Annotated in this window: 16 protein-coding genes; all 16 read left to right on the plus strand. The window is 70.6% G+C overall.

Annotated features, from left to right (window positions below; translation table 11 throughout):
* The first annotated feature begins 2 nt into the window (after positions 1-2).
* Positions 3-815, plus strand: a complete 813-nt coding sequence (locus KGA66_RS03920) for a cytochrome c biogenesis CcdA family protein (protein ID WP_211464656.1) — start codon at positions 3-5, stop codon at positions 813-815.
* 34 nt (positions 816-849) lie between these two features.
* Positions 850-2,592 (plus strand): cytochrome c biogenesis protein ResB, encoded by a 1,743-nt coding sequence (resB, locus tag KGA66_RS03925; protein WP_211464552.1) that lies wholly within the window; start codon positions 850-852, stop codon positions 2,590-2,592.
* Entirely contained in the window at positions 2,589-3,623 is a 1,035-nt protein-coding gene (ccsB, locus tag KGA66_RS03930) for a c-type cytochrome biogenesis protein CcsB (protein WP_211464554.1), read from the plus strand. Before resB ends, ccsB begins: the two co-directional genes overlap by 4 nt.
* A gap of 151 nt (positions 3,624-3,774) precedes the next feature.
* Positions 3,775-5,961, plus strand: coding sequence for an LCP family protein (locus KGA66_RS03935; protein WP_211464556.1), 2,187 nt, complete (start codon positions 3,775-3,777; stop codon positions 5,959-5,961).
* 88 nt (positions 5,962-6,049) lie between these two features.
* The gene (locus tag KGA66_RS03940) at positions 6,050-7,174 is read left to right on the plus strand and encodes a dihydrofolate reductase family protein (protein WP_312886735.1); all 1,125 of its coding nucleotides are present in this window, start codon (positions 6,050-6,052) and stop codon (positions 7,172-7,174) included.
* A gap of 86 nt (positions 7,175-7,260) precedes the next feature.
* Positions 7,261-8,712, plus strand: coding sequence for a menaquinone biosynthesis decarboxylase (locus KGA66_RS03945; protein WP_211464560.1), 1,452 nt, complete (start codon positions 7,261-7,263; stop codon positions 8,710-8,712).
* Positions 8,709-9,629: a menaquinone biosynthesis prenyltransferase MqnP gene (gene mqnP, locus KGA66_RS03950; protein WP_312886736.1), complete on the plus strand. Its 921-nt coding sequence runs from the start codon at positions 8,709-8,711 to the stop codon at positions 9,627-9,629. Before KGA66_RS03945 ends, mqnP begins: the two co-directional genes overlap by 4 nt.
* 126 nt (positions 9,630-9,755) lie before the next feature.
* A complete protein-coding gene (locus KGA66_RS03955) occupies positions 9,756-10,508 on the plus strand; it encodes a DUF6264 family protein (RefSeq protein ID WP_211464562.1) in 753 nt (250 codons plus the stop codon).
* A gap of 94 nt (positions 10,509-10,602) precedes the next feature.
* Positions 10,603-11,307, plus strand: coding sequence for a UbiX family flavin prenyltransferase (locus KGA66_RS03960; protein ID WP_211464564.1), 705 nt, complete (start codon positions 10,603-10,605; stop codon positions 11,305-11,307).
* 194 nt (positions 11,308-11,501) lie between these two features.
* On the plus strand, positions 11,502-11,960 hold the full coding sequence (locus KGA66_RS03965) for an Lrp/AsnC family transcriptional regulator (protein WP_211464566.1): 459 nt from the start codon (positions 11,502-11,504) through the stop codon (positions 11,958-11,960).
* 138 nt (positions 11,961-12,098) lie between these two features.
* Positions 12,099-13,262: an aminofutalosine synthase MqnE gene (mqnE, locus tag KGA66_RS03970; protein WP_211464568.1), complete on the plus strand. Its 1,164-nt coding sequence runs from the start codon at positions 12,099-12,101 to the stop codon at positions 13,260-13,262.
* Positions 13,263-13,318: 56 nt separating this feature from the next.
* The gene (locus tag KGA66_RS03975; protein WP_211464570.1) at positions 13,319-13,870 is read left to right on the plus strand and encodes a GNAT family N-acetyltransferase; all 552 of its coding nucleotides are present in this window, start codon (positions 13,319-13,321) and stop codon (positions 13,868-13,870) included.
* A 131-nt stretch (positions 13,871-14,001) separates the two neighbouring features.
* Positions 14,002-14,400 (plus strand): DUF4229 domain-containing protein, encoded by a 399-nt coding sequence (locus tag KGA66_RS03980; protein ID WP_211464572.1) that lies wholly within the window; start codon positions 14,002-14,004, stop codon positions 14,398-14,400.
* A 105-nt stretch (positions 14,401-14,505) separates the two neighbouring features.
* Positions 14,506-15,363, plus strand: a complete 858-nt coding sequence (locus KGA66_RS03985) for a menaquinone biosynthetic enzyme MqnA/MqnD family protein (protein ID WP_312886737.1) — start codon at positions 14,506-14,508, stop codon at positions 15,361-15,363.
* Between the two features lie 159 nt (positions 15,364-15,522).
* A complete protein-coding gene (gene mqnC, locus KGA66_RS03990) occupies positions 15,523-16,695 on the plus strand; it encodes a cyclic dehypoxanthinyl futalosine synthase (RefSeq protein ID WP_211464662.1) in 1,173 nt (390 codons plus the stop codon).
* Positions 16,696-16,838: 143 nt separating this feature from the next.
* Complete coding sequence (locus KGA66_RS03995) at positions 16,839-18,590, plus strand: glycosyltransferase family 39 protein (RefSeq protein ID WP_211464574.1); 1,752 nt, start codon at positions 16,839-16,841, stop codon at positions 18,588-18,590.
* Positions 18,591-18,599 lie beyond the last annotated feature (9 nt).

The following is an 18,599-nucleotide window of genomic DNA, read 5'->3' on the forward strand; positions in this document are numbered from 1 at the left end:
TGATGTACGGCGGCTCGCTGCTGCTGGCCGCGCCGGTGGCGCTCGCCGCCGGGGCGGTCTCCTTCGCCTCGCCCTGCGTGCTGCCGCTCGTGCCCGGATACCTTTCGTACGTCACCGGGATGTCGGCGGTCGACGCCCAGGATGTTCAAGCCCGCCGGGCCGCGCAGGCCCTGGCACAGGAAGGGGTTGCGGCGCGGGCGGCCGCCGCCGAGCGGCGCAGGCTGCGCGGGCGCACGATCCTCGGCGCGGCGTTGTTCGTCCTCGGATTCACCGTGGTGTTCGTGTCCGCCGGCGCGGCCTTCGGTTACGCCGGCTCGGACCTGATCGTGCATCAGCGTGTGCTTGAGCAGGTGTTCGGCAGCCTGGTGATCCTGCTGGGACTGTTCTTCGCGGGTGCGGTGCCGCAGCGCTGGTCGGGCTGGTTGCAGCGCGACGTCCGGCTGCATTACCGGCCGGCCGTCGGGTTGGCCGGCGCGCCGCTGCTGGGTGTGGTCTTCGGTATCGGCTGGACCCCGTGCCTCGGCCCGACGCTCGCCGCCGTGCAGACGCTGGCCTGGACGCAGGCGTCGGCGGGGCGTGGAGCGTTCCTGTCGGCGGTGTACTGCATCGGCCTGGGGCTGCCCTTCATACTGACCGCCGTCGCGTTCCGCCGGGCGATGACCGCCTTCGGCTGGATCAAGCGGCATTACGCCGCGGTGACCCGGGTGGGTGGCGCGATGCTCGTGATCGTGGGCGCGGCGATGGTCAGCGGGGTGTGGGATCACCTGCTGCACGTGATGCAGGGATGGTTCCCCGGCTTCAGCCTGCCGCTGTGAGGGCGGGAGAGCTAGATGATCCGAGGCGGAGAGCGTGACTGAGCAGCAGACCGACAAGCGGGCCGAGGGCGACGCGCCGGACGCGCAGGGCGCGCCGGCCGGCGACGTCGGCGGCGAGTTCGCCGAGGCCGGCCGGCTCTCGACCGCGCCGCGCCCGGACACCGCCGTCGCGGTGCCCCGGCTCGGCACCAGGGAACTGCTGCGCTGGATGTGGCGGCAGCTGACCTCGATGCGGATCGCGCTGACGCTGCTGTTCCTGCTCTCGGTCGCGGCGATTCCCGGTTCGCTGCTGCCGCAGCGCGAGATCGACCCGAGCAAGGTGCTCCAGTTCTTCGGCGCGCACAAGACGTGGGCGCCGATCCTGGACAGGCTCCAACTGTTCGACGTCTTCGAGTCGGTGTGGTTCGGCGCGATCTACGTCCTGCTGTTCGTCTCCCTGGTCGGCTGCATCCTGCCGCGTTCGGTGGCGCACTACCTGGCGATGCGCGGGACGCCGCCGGCCGCGCCGCGCAACCTCAAGCGGCTGCCGGTGCACGCATCGTTCCGGACCGGGGCTCCCGCCGAGCAGGCCCTGGCCGCGGCGGGAAAGCGGCTCAAGCACCGGCGTTTCCGCACCGCCGCCGGCACGGACACCGGCGGCGCCTGGGTCGCGGCGGAGAAGGGCTACCTGCGCGAGACCGGGAACCTGGTCTTCCACCTGGCGCTGCTGGGCATCCTCGTCGCGGTCGCCATCGGGCACTTCTTCGGGTTCAAGGGAGCCCGGCTGGTCACGGAGGGCACCGGGTTCTGCGACACCGTCGCCGGCTACGACTCGCTGACGAAGGGTCAGGCGGTCTCCGACGCGGATCTGCCGCCCTTCTGCATCCGGCTGGACAAGTTCACCGCCAGCTACCAGGAAAGCGGCGACCAGATCGGCCAGCCGCGCACCTTCGACGCCTACGCGACCTACCAGGCCAGCCCGTCGAGTCCGCAGCAGAAGGTGGACGTGCGGGTCAACGAGCCGATCACGGTCAACGGCACGAACATCTTCCTCGAAGGCCACGGCTACGCCCCCGTCGTCACGGTCAAGGACGGCGAGGGCAAGGTCGTGTACGACGGCCCGGTCACCTTCCTCGGCATCGACGCGAACTTCACCTCCAACGGCGCGATCAAGGTCCCGGACGCCAAGCCGAAGGGCCTGGGTTTCCAGGGCTATCTGCTGCCCACCGCGCTGATCATGCCGGGCTCGATGCCGGCCTCCGTGTTCCCGGCGGCACAGAACCCGGTGCTGATTCTGACCGCGTACGCCGGGAATCTGAACATGGACTCCGGCGAGTCGCAGAGCGTTTACACGCTGGACACGAGCAGGATGACCCGGCTGGACGTCAAGAACAAGAAGGACGCGGCGTCCGGCAACGCGCTGATGCTGGCGGTCGGGCAGAGCGCCACGCTGCCGAACGGCCTGGGCTCGATCACCTTCGACGGCGTCAAGCAGTGGGCGCAGTTCAACATCGCCTACGATCCCGGCCAGCCGATCGCGCTCGGTTCGGCGGCCTTCGCCGTGCTCGGCCTGGTCGGTTCGCTGGGCATCCGCCGCCGCCGGATCTGGGTGCGCGTCAGCGAGACGGGTGACGGCGCGCGGCTGGTCGAGGTGGCCGGGCTGGCCCGCACCGAGGGCGCGACGCCGACCGCCGAGGTGACCCAGGCCGCCGAGGCGCTGGCCGCCGATCTGGGCGTCGTCCCGGACGAACACGAGCAACAGGGCAAGTCCACCCCGCGCACTGGAGCATCAGCGTGATCAACGAGAACCTCGCGCACTACAGCAACCTGTTCATCGCGCTGGCGCTGGTCGCCTACGCCTTCGCGTTCTTCGCGTACTGCGGCGAGTGGGCGTTCGGCTCGCGCTCGCGGATCGGCGCGAAGGCGGCCGCGGTGGGCCGGTCCGGCCAGGCTCGGACCGCCGCGGCGGCCGCGCCCGAGGATGCGGTCGCGTCGGTGGGGGCGTCCGGGGTGTCCGTGCTCACTCGCACCGTGCAGGAGGGCGAGGAGCCCACGGTCGCCGGCGGCTCGCTGCGCGCGGAGATCGTCGGCCGTTTCGCCGTGATGGCCACTTTCATCGGTTTCCTCCTGCACGCCTCCGGCGTGCTGTGCCGCGGCCTGGCCGCGCAACGGGTGCCGTGGGCGAACATGTACGAGTTCTCCTGCGCCGCCGCGCTCGCCATGGCCTTCGCGTACCTGGTGCTGCTGGTGACCGGCCGCAAGGCACGGTGGCTCGGCCTGCCGGTTTCGTTCATCGTGCTGTTGACGCTCGGCCTTGCGTACACGGTGCTCTACACCGACGCCGAGGAACTGGTTCCGGCGCTGCACTCGTACTGGCTGTATATCCACGTCACCGCCGCGGTGCTGTCCACCGGGGCGTTCGGGGTCGCGACCATCGCCACGGTCCTGTACCTGGTCAAGGCGGCGGCTGAGGACGGCAGGCTGCCGCGGCTTGGCGGCGTGCTGGAGCGGGTGCCGTCCTCCGGCGCCCTGGACCGCACCGCGTACCGGGTGATCGCGTTCATCTTCCCGCTGTGGACGTTCGCGGTGATCGCGGGCGCGATCTGGGCGCAGAAAGCCTGGGGCCGGTACTGGGGCTGGGACCCGAAGGAGACCTGGTCCTTCATCGTGTGGGTGATCTACGCGGCCTACCTGCACGCGCGGGCGACCCACGGTTGGAAGGGCCGCGCCGCCGCCTGGATCGCACTCGCTGCTTTCGTGTGCGTCATGTTCAATTACTTCGGGGTTAATACACTGCTCACAGGCAAGCACAGTTACGCCGGGCTGTAGGGTTCCCCGCAGCGCACCGCCTTATCAAGATCCGTAATAGACCGTCCGGCAACCGGGCGGGATCGCGCAGCGTCCTGAAAGGCGACGACAGGGTGTGAGCGAGCCGGGAAGACCGGCCGTGCGAAACCCTCTTGCGGAAGGATCTGGCCTGATGAGCGACGATCGCGGCTGGTACCCGGCATACGGGGCCGACGACCGCGGCGGAGAGGGTAGGCGCCGGGAAGAACCCGGCTACGACCCTTACGCGCAGGGCCAGGGTTCCGTCCGCCCCGGGCAGGGCGAGGGCGTTGCATACCCCGTGAACCGCGGGGGACAGCCGCGTGACCCCCGCCGGGTACCGCCACCGCCGCAGCAGCGGCAGCCGCAGCCGCAGGACCAGTGGTCCGCGGATCCGTACGCGCGCCAGGGACGCGACGGCCGCGGCCCGGGCTCCGGGGGCGGTTCCGGGGGCGGCTGGCCGCCCCGCGAAGGGTGGGCGCCGGGAGCGGCGGGCCGCGGCGCCGAGCGGGCCGCGCCCGCGGACGCCTATCCGTCGCGCGACCCGTACTCGGGCAATGCCGCGTGGGCCCCGGCCGGTGCGCAGCCGCAGATCCCGAGCCGGCGCGGCGCGCCCGGCGGTGACGGCGGCCAGGATGACTGGGTGCCGCGCTCCCGTGCCGGTCGCGCGGGGGAGCGAGGGGACCTGGGCCGCACCGCCGTCGCCTCGGGGGCCGTGGGGATCGCGGACGGGAACATCAACGACGACGTCGACCTGGACGAACTGGACCCGAGCGGCCGTGCCCGGCGCGCGGCCGCGGCGGGCCGCGGTGGCGGTGGCAGGCGCCCGGCCACCGGCAGGCGCAAGGCGATCAAGTGGACCGCGATCGGTGTCTCGACGCTCCTGGTCGCGATACTCGGCATCGGCGCCTACGTGGTGCTGCACCTGACCGGCAACATCAAGCACACCGCGCTGCTGCAGAACGGCGCCACGCAGTCGCCGGAGCCGACCGACAGTTACGGCCGCTCCCAGCTCAACCTCCTCGTCATAGGCTCGGACTCGCGTAACAACCCGGCGGACTGCGCCATCGGCCACGACTGCGGGCCGGGCGCGAACGCGGACGTCGAGATGGTCGTGCACCTTTCCGCCGACCGCTCCAACGCCACCGTCATGTCGATTCCGCGCGACACCGTGGTCATGCTGCCGCGCTGCACCGACCCGGTCAACCACACCAGCGGCGGCGGGTTCGTCGCGACGATCAACAGTTCGCTGCAGTGGGGTCCGTCCTGCACGGTGCTGGCCGTTCACCAACTGACCGGGCTGACCATCGACCATTTCGTGATGGTCGACTTCGTCGGCGTCGAGTCGCTCTCGAACGCGCTCGGCGGTGTCCAGGTGTGCGTCACGAACAAGATGGCCGACCCGAACTCGCGGCTTCGGCTGAACAAGGGCATCAACATGGTCCAGGGCGCCAGCGCCCTGGCGTTCGTGCGCACCCGCCACGGCTTCTACGACGGCTCCGACCTCGGCCGGGAAAAGGCGCAGCACTACTTCCTCGGGCAGATGATCAAGGAAGTGCGCGCCACCATGAACCTGTCCGACTTCGGCACGCTGCTCAAGGTGGCCGACGCGGCGACCAAGGCGCTCACCGTGGACGACGGCCTCAGCGGCGTCACCGGCCTGGAGGGTCTGGCCACGACGATGAACCGGGTGCCCACGAGCCGCATCTCCTTCGTGACGATGCCGTGGAACGTCGACCCGGCCAGCCCGGCGCACGTCCAGGTCGCGCAGCCCTACGCGGAACAGATGTTCCAGAACATCCGCAACGACGTGCCGTACTCGAGCGGCCCGGGTGCGAAGAGCAGCGCCGCGGCCAGTGGCGCCCCGGCCCCGAGCAGCGCGCCTCCGGCGACCTCGGCCGTCGCCGTGAACAAGGCCGCGGTGCGCGTCCAGGTCCTCAACGGCAGCGGCGTGGCCGGCCGCGCCGGCGCGATCCGCGACGCGCTCTCGGGCCAGGGCTTCTCGCTGGCGACGGTGGGCGGCAACGCCGCCGCCGCCTCCGCCACGAAGGTCTACTACCCCTCGAACCGCGCCGACTCGGCGGCGGCGGTGGCCTCCGCCCTCGGACTGCCGAACTCCGCGCTCAAGGAGTCCGGCGCGTACTCGGAGGTGGCCGTGGTGCTCGGCACCGACTGGACCTCCGGCACCACCTTCGGCGGTGCGGGTGCCTCGGGTTCGGGTTCGGGTGCGGGTGCGACGCCTACCGCGGCAGCGAGCGCCCCGGCGGTCTCCTCGCTGTCGAACGCCGGGGACACCGGCAACACCTGCATCCCGGTGAACCCGTTCTACGTCGTCAAGTAGCAGCGCCGCCACCCGCGCACGATCCCGGCTGCACGCGGGCTGCGCCGGCTGCATGCGGCTGCGCCGGCCGGTAGCCCACAATGGAGCGGTGACTGTGACAGCGCCCTGGGTCGTCCTCAGCTGTACGACCTCGCTCGACGGCTGCCTGGATGACACGGCCGCGCGGCGGCTGCTGCTGTCCAACGACGCGGACTTCGACCGGGTCGACGCGTTGCGCGCGTCCGTGGACGCGATCCTGGTCGGCGCGGGCACTGTGCGCGCGGACAACCCCCGGCTGCTGGTGCGCTCCGCGACACGGCGCGCTGCCCGCGTGGCCCGCGGTGAACCGGCGAGCCCGCTGCGGGTGGTGCTGTCCGGCTCCGGAGAGCTTGATCCCGCTGCCGCGGTGTTCGCCGCGGAGGGCGCCGAGACGATCGTGTACCCGGCGGCCGGCCGCGGGGTCGGCGGCCGGCCGGTGGACCCGGGCGAGGTGCTGGACGATCTGGCGCGGCGCGGGGTGCGGCGGTTGATGGTCGAGGGCGGCGCTTCGGTGCTCACCCGGTTCCTGGCCGACGACCTGGCCGACGAGCTCCAGTTCTCCGTGGCGCCGTTCCTCATCGGCGATCCCGCGGCGCCGCGCGCCTTCGGCCCGGCCGGCTATCCGCAGTCCTGCGACCGCCGGATGATCCTCGCCGACAGCGGCGCGCTCGGCGACGTGCAGTTCTCCCGCTATCTGGTCGACCGCCGCGCGCGGGACGGATCAGCCCGGGGGCGCGGCGCGGACCTGCGCCTGTTGCGCCTGGCCGTGGAGCTGTCGCGCTCCTGCCCGCGGGTCTCCGGCGCGTACTCGGTCGGCGCGATCGTCACCGACGGCCGGGGCGCGGTGATCTCGACGGGGTACTCGCGGGAACTGCTGCGCGGCCTCGGCGACCCGGAGAAGAACCACGCCGAGGAGGTTGCGCTCGCCAAGCTGGACCCCGCGGATCCGCGGCTTAAGCAGGCGACGCTGTACACCTCGCTCGAACCCTGCTCGCCGCGCGCTTCCCGGCCACTGAGCTGCACGGACCACATCCTCGCGGCCGGCATCCCGCGGGTCGTGCTGGCGCTGCGTGAGCCGGCGCTGCTCGCGGTGTGCGACGGCGCCGACCGGTTGCGCGCCGCGGGGGTCGAGGTCGTCGAGCTGCCTGAACTGGGCGCACAGGTGCGCGAGGTCAACTCCCACCTGCTGGGTTGACGGGCGCGGACGAGGGCGGCGCCCGCGCCTGCCGGAAACCGCCCTGCGGATGCTTGAGCGGTGATCCCGCCGTGGATACTTGAGCCATGGCCTACGAAGATCTGCGCTCCTTCCTGCGGACGTTGGAGCGCGAGGGGGAGCTGCGCCGGATCAAGGCCCAGGTCGACCCGTACCTGGAGGTCGGCGAGATCACCGACCGGGTGCAGAAGGCGCACGGCCCCGCGCTGCTGTTCGAGAACGTCAAGGGTTCGGACCTGCCGTTGGCGATGAACGTGTTCGGGACGCGGCGCCGGCTGTGCCTCGCGCTGGGCATCGAGAGCCTCGACGAGATCGGCGAGCGGATCGGAGAGCTGCTCAAGCCCGAGCTGCCGCACGGGCTGTCCGGGTTCAAGGACGCGCTGGGCAAGGTGGCGCAGCTGCGCTCGGTTCCGCCGAAGCACGTCAGGAGCGCGCCGTGCCAGCAGATCGTCCTGACGGACGATCAGGTCGACCTCGACGCGCTGCCCGCGTTGCACACGTGGCCGCAGGACGGCGGCGCGTTCTTCAACCTGGGCCTGACGCACACCAAGCATCCTGAGACCGGCCTGCGCAACCTCGGGCTGTACCGGCTCCAGCGGCACGACGCGCGCACCATCGGCATGCACTGGCAGATCCACAAGGACTCCACCAACCACTACGCCGTGGCCCAGCGCCGCGGCGAGCGGTTGCCCGTGGCCGTGGCCTTCGGCTGTCCACCGGTGGTCACCTACGCCGCGACGGCGCCGCTGCCGGCCGACATCGACGAGTACATGTTCGCCGGGTTCGTGCAGCGCGAACGGGTCGAGCTGGTGGACTGCAAGACCGTGCCGCTCCAGGTGCCCGCGCACTGCGAGGTGGTGCTCGAAGGCTGGCTCGAACCCGGCGTCGTGCGGCCCGAGGGTCCGTTCGGCGACCACACGGGCTTCTACACGCCGGTCGAGCCCTTCCCGGCGCTGACCGTCACCGCCGTGACGATGCGCAAGAACGCGTTGTTGCAGTCGATCGTGGTGGGCCGGCCGCCGACCGAGGACGGACCGTTGGGGAAGGCCACGGAGCGGTTCTTCCTGCCGCTGCTCAAGACGATCATCCCGGACATCGTGGACTACGATCTGCCGGAGACCGGCGGCTTCCACAACTGCGCGATCGTGTCCATCGACAAGCGCTACCCGAAGCACGCGCAGAAGGTGATGAACGCGATCTGGGGCGCGCACCTGATGTCGCTGACCAAACTGATCGTGGTCGTGGACGCGGACTGCGACGTGCACGACTACGCCGAGGTGTCCTGGCGCGCGTTCGGGAACGTGGACTACGCGCGGGACCTGCTGTTGACCGAAGGCCCGGTGGACCATCTGGACCACGCCTCGTATCAGCAGTTCTGGGGCGGCAAGCTCGGCATCGACGCGACCCGTAAGCTGCCGGGCGAGGGTTACACCCGCAGCGGGGGCTGGCCCGAGATGATCGCGCCGGACCCGGCGACCGCGGCGCTGGTGGACCGCCGCTGGAAGGAATACGGACTGTGAGCGCGACGGCCCCGGTCGAGAGCGTCGCGTCGGCTCACGGCGTCGGCGGGAAGTTCAAGGCGTTCAAGAGCCTGGTGCTGCTGGAGCACTCGGTGTTCGCGCTGCCTTTCGCGTACATCGCGGCGCTCACCGCGATGTACCGCGCCACACGCAGCGTGCACTGGCTGCAACTGCTGCTGATCACACTGGCTATGATCGGCGCGCGCACGTTCGCGATGGCGGTCAACCGGATCATCGACCGCGAGTTCGACGCGCGCAACCCGCGCACGGCCGGGCGGGAACTGGTCACCGGGGTGCTCACGGTGCGCACGGCGTGGATCGGGGCGGTGCTGGCTCTCGGTCTGTTCCTCGGCTCGGCCGCGGCACTCAATACGCTGGCTCTCGCGCTCGCGCCGGTCGCCGTCATCCCGCTGGTGGTCTACCCGTACGGCAAACGCTTCACGGACGTGCCCCATGCGCTGCTGGCGCTCGCGCAGGCGGTCGGCCCGACCGGGGCGTGGATCGCGGTGACCGGCCGGTGGTCCTGGGACGCGGTGGTGCTCGGCCTGGCGGTCGGGATCTGGATCGGCGGGTTCGACCTGATATTCGCGTTGCAGGATATCGACACGGACCGCGCGCAGGGGCTCGGTTCGGTGCCGGCGCGGTGGGGTGTGCGCACGGCGCTGATCGGTGCGCGCGCGTCGCACGCGGTCACCACGGCGCTGTTCGTCTGGTTCGGGCTGCTGACCGGCGCGGGCGTGTTCTGGTGGCTGGGCCTCGTCGTCGTCGCCGGGGCGTTCGTGTACGAACACTCCCTGCTGCATCCCGACGACCTGTCGCGGCTCAACCGGGCGTTCTTCACCGTGAACGGATTCGTGGGTATCGCGCTGTTCTGCTTCGCACTGCTGGACCTGGTGACCCGCGGGCTGCGCGGCTGACCCGCCGCCATCCGCGTCGCCCGCGTCGCCCGGGCCGCCGGGTATCGGTTTGACAGCGTGTCCGCCCGGCGCAAGACTGTCGCGTTCTGATCCAGCGAATCAATACACTTATCCATCGGGGGGATCGTGAGCAACGACAGTCCTTTCGCGGCGCCCGGAAACGAAGCGCCCGTGCCCGCGGCGGACGGCGCAACGCTGCAGGCGCCGCCGCCGACTGGGCCGGCCGCCACGGCGATGGCCGCTCCGGCGTGGCCTGCCGCGCCCGGCGCCATGGCGCCGGGGCAGGCGGGCTACGGGGGCATTCCCGCCGTACCGCCTCAGCCGCTGCGGCCCAACCGCGTCCTCGCCATCCTGCTGATCGTGGTGAGCGCGGCGTACGTGGTGCTGTGTCTGGTCGAGATCTCGGCGTTGGCGCACCGGGTCTCGCTGGCCAACCAGCTGATCTCCGACCCGACGTCGGTCACGCTCGATCAGGCGGACTCCGCTGACAGCACGGTCTCCGGCCTGAGCATCGTCGCGCTCGTGGTGTTCTTCGGCACACTCGTGGTGATGGGCATCTGGCAGAGCTCGTTACGGAAGACCTTCGGACCGACCGGCCAGTACCAGGGGATTTTGCGGCAGGGCGGTTATCAGGTCTTCCGCGTCGTGTGGCTCGTGTCGATCGCCATGTCGATCTTCCTGCGCGGCGGCGGCACGCTCGACACGCCCCAGGACGTGATCAGTCACGACCACAAGTACATGATCTACTTCGGCCTGCGCGCCGCGCTCGGCGTGCTGCTGATCTTCCTGGCCGTCCGCCTGATGCGGGTCACGCAGCGCGCGGTCACGCTCGCGCAGACCGGCTACAGCCCGGACGCGGCGCAGTTCCTCCAGCAGTGAGGACGGTCGGAAGCTGACCCGAGCGGGCCGCGCGGTGCACCACACCGTGCGGCCCGGTTTCGTTTCCGGGACGCGCACCGGCAATCATGAATCCATGACCGGAGCTCAGCAGGCAGCGCGCAAACCGTGGGTCGTCGGCGTTTCCGGCGCGTCCGGTACACCGTACGCGGCGGCCGCGCTGCGCGGCCTGTTGGAGGCGGGCGAGAGCGTCGACCTCGTGGTGAGCCGGGCGGCGCGGCTGACCATCCTGGACGAGACCGGGATCGGGTTCCGCGACGCTCAATGGCGTGACGACCTCGCGCAATGGCTCGGCTGGGACGGTGGCGGCGAGGCGGACAAGAAGGCCCGGGAACTGCTCGACGCGGTACGTTACTGGGCCGCCGGGGACCTGGCCGCCGGGCCGTCCTCGGGCAGTTACCCGGTGAAGGGCATGCTCGTGATCCCCGCGTCCACGGCCTCGGTCGCGGGCATCCGGCTCGGCCTGTCGAAAGACCTGCTGCAACGCGCCGCCGACGTCACGCTCAAGGAACGCAGACCGCTGGTGCTCGTCGTGCGGGAGACGCCGCTCAACTCGCAGACGCTGGAGCATCTGCTCGCGCTCAGCCGCGCCGGTGTAGTCGTACTGCCGGCCTCGCCGGGCTTCTACGCGGGCGCGCAGGACGTTCAGCGCCTTGTGGACTTCGTGGCCGGCAAGGCGCTCGACGTGCTCGGGGTCGAACATTCGCTGTTACGGCGCTGGCAGGGCGAACTCGGAAGCGCGCTGGCGCAGCAGGACGCGCGCCCGAGCGGACCTCGCTGAGAACGGACCCCGCCGAGCCTTCGAATCCACGCTGATCATCCCGATTTGCGCGTGAGAACGAAGGTTGTAGCGTGGATGCGGCGGCCCGTTGAAAAGCGTCTGCGCGTTATTCGCCCGGCGGCTGGCAACCCAGGTTCGGCTGCACAGGTCCGGCGACCGTGGGACCGGACCGGACACCCTCCAAGGGGGAGCAGATGGATGCCGTCGACCGCACGCTCATCGAGACGTTGCGCGCCAACGGTCGCGCCACGTACGCCGAACTGGCCCGGCTGGTCGGCCTCTCCGGCCCGACGGTCACCGACCGGATCAGCCGGCTTGAGCAGGCCGGGGTGATCACCGGATACCGCGCCGTGATCAACCCCGGTTCGGTGGGACTCGGCGTCACCGCGCTCATCGGGGTCCTGCTTTCAGACGCCGCCGACCTGGAGGACGTCGGGCGCCGGCTGCGGGACGTCCCCGAGATCGAGGACTGCTGGTTCGTGGCGGGGGAGGAGTCGTACCTGCTGAAGGTGCGGGCCGCCGACCCGGTGGGCCTGGAGAAGATCCTCGGCCGGCTCAACCGCATCCGCGGTGTCGCCCGCACCCGCACCACGGTCGCGCTGTCGACCAAGTGGGAGGGGCGCCAGCCACCGCTCGACGCGGAACAGTTGTGACGGGCCGCCCGATCCGGCTGCGGCCCGAGGCCGCTCCTGCGTCTGTCTGTGCGCCCGGCCGCGCGCCGCGGACGCCGGGCGATGACATAGGCTCGTAGTTCAGTCGACCCTTTCACGCCATCAGGGAGGCCGTGAGCCATGGACGCCGGACTCAAGCGCGAGCTCGAAGAGAAGGTGCTCGCCGGGCAGCGGCTGAGCTTCGATGACGGCGTGGCCCTGTACGCGGCCGACGACCTGGCCTGGCTCGGCGAGCTGGCCCACCACGTGCGCACAGTGAAGAACGGCGACCGGGTGTACTTCAACGTCAACCGGCACCTGAACATGACGAACGTCTGCTCCGCGTCGTGTGCGTACTGCTCGTTCCAGCGCAAGCCGGGCGAGAAGGACGCGTACACGATGCGTATCGACGAGGCGGTGCGGCTGGCCAAGGCGATGGAGCCGGACGGCATCACCGAGCTGCACATCGTCAACGGCCTGCACCCGACCCTGCCGTGGCGCTACTACCCCAAGTCGATCCGGGAGCTGAAGGCGGTGCTGCCCGGGGTCTCCATCAAGGCGTTCACCGCGACCGAGATCCACTGGTTCGAGAAGATCTCCGGGATGAGCGCCGACGCGATCCTGGACGAGCTGATCGACGCCGGGCTCGAGTCCCTGACCGGTGGCGGCGCGGAGATCTTCGACTGGGAGGTGCGCTCGAAGATCGTGGATCACGCGACGCACTGGGAGGACTGGTCCCGCATCCACCGGCTCGCGCACGGCAAGGGGCTGCGTACGCCCTCGACGATGTTGTACGGGCACATCGAAGAGCCGCGGCACCGGGTGGACCACGTGCTGCGGCTTCGCGAGCTGCAGGACGAGACCGGCGGGTTCGCCGTGTTCATCCCGCTGCGCTTCCAGCACGACTTCCACGACTCGAAGGACGGCAAGCAGCGCAACCGGCTGATGACCCAGCCGATGGCGACCGGGGCCGAGGCGCTGCGCACCTTCGCGGTCTCCCGGCTGCTGCTGGACAACTTCGACCACGTCAAGTGCTTCTGGGTCATGCACGGGCTGACGACCGCCCAGCTGGCGTTGAACCACGGCGTGGACGACCTGGACGGCTCCGTGGTCGAGTACAAGATCACGCATGACGCGGACCGGTTCGGCACCCCGGACAGGATGACCCGCGAGGACCTGCTGGAGCTGATCCGCGACGCCGGGTTCACGCCGGTCGAGCGCAACACGCGCTACGAGGTGGTGCGGGAGTTCGCCGGACCGGACCCGGACCGGCGCGAGCAGCCGCAGGCGATGAGCTTCGGCTGACCGCCGCGACCATGAAATTGCATGCGTCATGCGGAAAGTTCATGCATACTTGACGCATGACGCTGGAATTCGCGGTCGACCCCGAGCTGACCGAGACGCTGCGGGCGCAGATCCTCGCCTGCTGGACCGAGGTGTCCAACGCCGGCGGCGCGGTGGGTTTCGTGCCGCCGGTCACGACGGAGGACGTGCGGCCGGACGCGGAAAGGCTCTACGCGGCCGTCGAAAGCGGCCAGGACCGGTTGATCATCGGGCGCGAGACGGGGGCCGCCGCAGCGGGCGCGGCGGACGGCGGGCGGCTGGCGGCGGTGGCCACCCTCTCGGGCCACCTGTTCCGGCTCACCGACCACTGGCGCACGGTCAAGCGGGTGATGGTCCATCCGGACTTCCAGGGGCGCGGTTACGGTCTGTCACTGATGGCCGAGGTGGAACGGGTGGCGCGCGCGATGGGCCTGGAGATGATCACCCTGGACCTGCGCGGCGGCACCGGCAACGACGCCTTCTACAAGAAGTGCGGGTATGTCGAATTCGGCCGCCTGCCCGGGGCGTTGCGGCTGAGCGCCGATGACTACCGGGACCGGATCTACATGGTGCTTCCTCTGCGCGAATGAACCGAGCGGGAAGGTGTCTCCCGCGTCCGACACCTGGGGATCGGCGCCCGGCGGGCGTGGGGTACCGTGAAATCGTCGCGCGAAAAAAGGTTGCGCCCGCCAGGGCAGCGGTATCACTAGGGGTTGCGATCATGAGCGAGCGAGTCGGCGAGAAGCAGGCCACAGCCACAGCCACGGCGCGCGCCGCGAACGCCGCCACGGCGGACAAGTCGCCCCCGCTCCCCGAGGCCACGCAGCGCCAGCCCGCGCTCGAGACCCGCCACGCGGTGCTCCGGTACACCACGCTGCGGCTGGCGCTCTTCCTGGCCGCGCTCGTGGTGGTGTGGGGTATCGCAGTGGTCTTCCACATGGACCTCGGCTCCCAGCTGTCCCGGCTCACCCTGCTCGCGGTATCCCTGCTGCTCTCCAGCGCCGCGTCGTTCATCGTGCTGTCCAAGCAGCGCGACGCCATGTCCGCCGGGATCGTCGCCCGCACGCAGCGGCTGGGCAGGAAGTTCGACGACGCGGCATCCTTCGAGGACGAAGAGTGACCGGATTGTCGCGCAGTGTGCGTTCCGTGCGGGTGATTGCTGACGGTGCATCACCTTGGCGTCCCGATCGCGGCCGCTCGCGGTCGGCGGCGTAGTGTGCTGAGCGTGGACAAACCGCGAGTCGGACACATCCAGTTCCTCAACTGCGTACCCATCTACTGGGGCCTCGTACGTTCGGGCGCCCTGCTCGATTTGGACCTGATCAAGGACACCCCGGAGCGGCTCTCCGAGCAACTGGTCGACGGCCGGCTCGACATCGGCCCCATCTCCCTGGTCGAGTACCTCCGCCATGCGGACGACCTGGTCGTGCTGCCTGACGTCGCCGTCGGTTCCGACGGACCGGTGATGTCGTGCAACCTCGTCTCACAGCTGCCGCTGCCCGACCTCGACGGCGAGCGCGTCGCCCTCGGCTCGACCTCGCGCACGACGGTGCAACTCGCCCGGCTGGTGCTGCGCGAGTGCTACAACGTCGAGCCCGCCTACTACACCTGCCCGCCGGACCTGGCCCAGATGATGCAGGAGGCCGCCGCCGGGGTCCTGATCGGGGACGCGGCGCTGCGCGCGTCCCTGCACGAGGCGCCGCGGCTCGGCCTGCGCGTGCTCGACCTGGGCGAGGCGTGGAAGGACTGGACGGGTCTGCCGATGGTCTTCGCCGTGTGGGCGGTGCGCCGCGACTTCCTCGCCCGCCAGCCCGCGCTCACCCGCGAGGTGCACCGGGCCTTTCTACGCTCCCGGGACCTGGCGATGGCCGAGGTCGACAAGGTCGCCGCGCAGGCGACCCGCTGGGAGGCGTTCGACGCGGCGACCCTGGAGCGTTACTTCACCACGCTCGACTTCTCCCTGGGCCCGCGGCAGCTGGCCGGCGTGCGGGAGTTCGCCAGCCGGGTCGCCGCGCAGATCGGGGTGGACCCGCGGGTGCGCATCGACCTGCTCGCCGACGACCCGGACGCCACGGCCGCGTAGGCTGGGGACGGCATTGAACGCTCTTCGAATTCAGCCGGGGCTCGGGGCGGCCATGGGCTTCGCGCCGCTTCGCGCCGGGTGCCCGCCACGGTGACCGGCGCCGCGCTCCAGGCTGAGTTCGACGAGGGGGATTCGACCCGGAAGGTCGGTAGGGAACAGATGGTTTCGCTCGGCACCGAACTGCAGGACGCCCTCGACCGCGCCGCCGACGGCGGCCGGATCAGCGAGCAGGAGGCCCTGGAGCTCTACCGGCACGCCCCGCTGCACGCGCTCGGCCGCGCGGCCGACGCCGCGCGCCGCAAGCGCTTCGCCGGCACCGCGGACATCGCGACGTACATCATCGAGCGGAATATCAACTACACCAACGTGTGCGTCACGGCGTGCAAGTTCTGCGCGTTCTACGCCCCGCCCAAGTCGGAGAAGGGCTGGTCCCGCGACCTCGACGAGATCCTGCGCCGCTGCGGCGAGACGGTGCAGCTCGGCGGCACCCAGATCATGTTCCAGGGCGGCCATCACCCGGACTACGGCGTCGAGTACTACGAGACCGCGTTCCGCGCCATCAAGGCCCAGTACCCGCAGCTGGTGATCCATTCGCTCGGCGCGTCCGAGGTGCAGCACATGGCCAAGGTCTCCGGCGTGGGCATCGAGGAGGCGATCGCCCGGCTCAAGACGGCCGGCCTGGACTCCTTCGCCGGCGCGGGCGCGGAACTGCTGCCCGCGCGGCCGCGCAACGTCATCGCCCCGCTCAAGGAGTCCGGCGAGCGCTGGCTGGAGATCATGGAGAGCGCGCACCGCCTCGGCCTGGAGTCCACCTCGACCATGCTGATGGGCACCGGTGAGACCAACACGGAGCGGATCCGGCACATCGCGATGATCCGCGAGGTGCAGGACCGCACCGGCGGTTTCCGCGCCTTCATCCCCTACACCTACCAGCCGGAGAACAACCATCTCAAGGGCCGCACTCAGGCCACCACGATCGAGTACATCCGGATGATCGCGATCGCCCGGCTGTTCCTGCACAACGTCGCGCACATCCAGGGCTCCTGGCTGACGGTCGGCAAGGAGGCCGGGCAGTTGACGTTGCACTACGGCGCGGACGACCTCGGTTCGGTGATGCTGGAGGAGAACGTGGTCTCCTCGGCCGGCGCGCGGCACCGCTCCAACCGCATGGAACTGATCAACCTCATTCGCACCGCCGGACGCGTCCCCGCGCAGCGCGACACGCTCTACAACCACCTGGTCGTGCACACCGACCCGGCCGACGACCCCGTCGACGACCAGGTGCGCTCACACATCGCCTCCACGGCGCTTCCGCTGGTCGAGGTCGGCTGACCGGCGCCGGGAGACATCGCGAGTCGCCGCGACCGGCCCGCCGGCCGGACCGCCTGGCGGGCGGGCGCCGCACAAGGTTTCGGTTCGCTGGAGGAGCCGTGTCGTTCGGTCGGGCCCCGCTGAATCCTGATTAGGATGCGCGGGTGAGCGTATCGGTCGGTCGCGCACGGATTCCTGATCCCCGGGCGCTGCGGTCTGGAGGTTCCGCGACCGCGCCGACCGGCTCCAGCCGGTCCGGGAGCGCTGCTCTCCTGCCGGCCGCCGCGGTCCTCCTCGGCGTCGTCGTTGCGATCGTGGCGGCCGTGGCGACCGGCGGCATCTCGATTCCGCACAATGACGGCTGGTCGTACAGCCGCGCCGCGCAGGTCTTCGCTCGTACCGGGCACGTCCGATTGTTCAACTGGAACAAGATGGGGCTGGTCGGGATGTTCATCCCGCTCGGTCCGCTGGGCGCGTCCGTCACCGTTCAGCAGTGCTTTGTCGCCGCGCTCGCGATCGTCGGGCTGCTTGCGGGATACGACGTGCTGCGGCCTATGCTCGGCAGCCGCCGCGCCGGCCTCGGCACGCTCGTCATCGCGCTGTGGCCGTCGTTCGGATTGCTCGCCACCTCGTTCCACACCGATATCCCAGCCTTCGCCGCCATCACCCTGACGCTGGCCTTCGGCCGCAGGGCGCTCGATCTCTGCTCGCCGTGCCGGCTGTACGCGGCCTGCCTGGTCGGCCTGTGGGGCGCGACGATCCGCGAGCAGGCCCTGGCCGCGCCGGCGGCCGTGCTTGCCGCCGCCCTCCTTCGGCCCGAGACGCGCCGCGCGCTGGGTCTCACCCGCATCCTGGCCGTCGGCGTGGCACTGATGGCCGGCCTCGGCGCGTTCGAACTGTGGCGGCGCGGCGTTCCCGGTGGCGGTGCGCCGCCGTTCGCGAACAGCATCCTGACCACACGGCTGGTCACCGCGCAGGCCGGCGAGGCGTGGCTGACGATCTCACTCGGCGTCAGCCCGGCCGTATTGCTCGGGTCGCGGCCGCTGCGCTGGTCGCGACCCGCCCGAGTGGCCGCACTGCTGGCGTTGTGCGGCTGCGTCGCATCGGCTCTCGCCAACCCGCCGTTCCTCGGCAATTACGTCGACCGCACCGGCGCTTACGCGAGCGCGTACCTCGGAAGCCGCCCGCGGATCTTCCCTCACCTCGCCTGGGACCTGCTCATCGTCCTGGCCTGCGTCTCCGGGGCGCTGCTTGCCGGCTTGGCGGTCGAGCGCGTCCGCGGGCTGCGTGTCGAGGTCAGCTTGTTCGCGCTGCTGACGTTGCTGGGTTCCGCCATGGAAGTGGGCCAGGGCACTGCTCTGTTCGATCGCTACATGCTTCCGCTTGCGCTGCCGGCTGTCGCCCTCGCGCTGCTCGACCCGATCGGCCTGGAAGCGATCGGCCTGGAAGCGATCCGGCCGCGACTGGTGCGCGTGGCCGTATCAGCGGCAGCGGGCGCCCTCATGGCCGGTACCGCGCTGCTGATCACCATAAGCACACTGGTTTTCGACAGTGCGGTCTGGAACGCGGCGCAGCATATCGTCGACCGCGGTTCGGCCTCCGCCGGATATGTCGACGCGGGCCTGGACTGGGCCGGCTGGCACTCGACGACCGGGATGGGCGAGAGCCCCGCCGCCGATGCGGAGTTCGGCATCTACCGGCGGGACGCCTTCCTTTCGAACCATCAGCAGTGCTACGTGGTCGCCGCTTCGCCGCAACGCGACGTCGGCTGGACTCTCGTCGAGACGCCCCGGTACCGCAGATACGGCCTCTTCGGCGCCGCTCACCTGTACGTTTACCGGACCGCTGAGACCCCGTGTCACGATGGGGGCGGCCCTTCCCGAAGGGGCTCGGCCGGACCCCGCCCGATCCAATAGGCTCATCGC

This window comes from Actinocrinis puniceicyclus (assembly GCF_018283645.1).
Taxonomy (GTDB): domain Bacteria; phylum Actinomycetota; class Actinomycetes; order Streptomycetales; family Catenulisporaceae; genus Actinocrinis; species Actinocrinis puniceicyclus.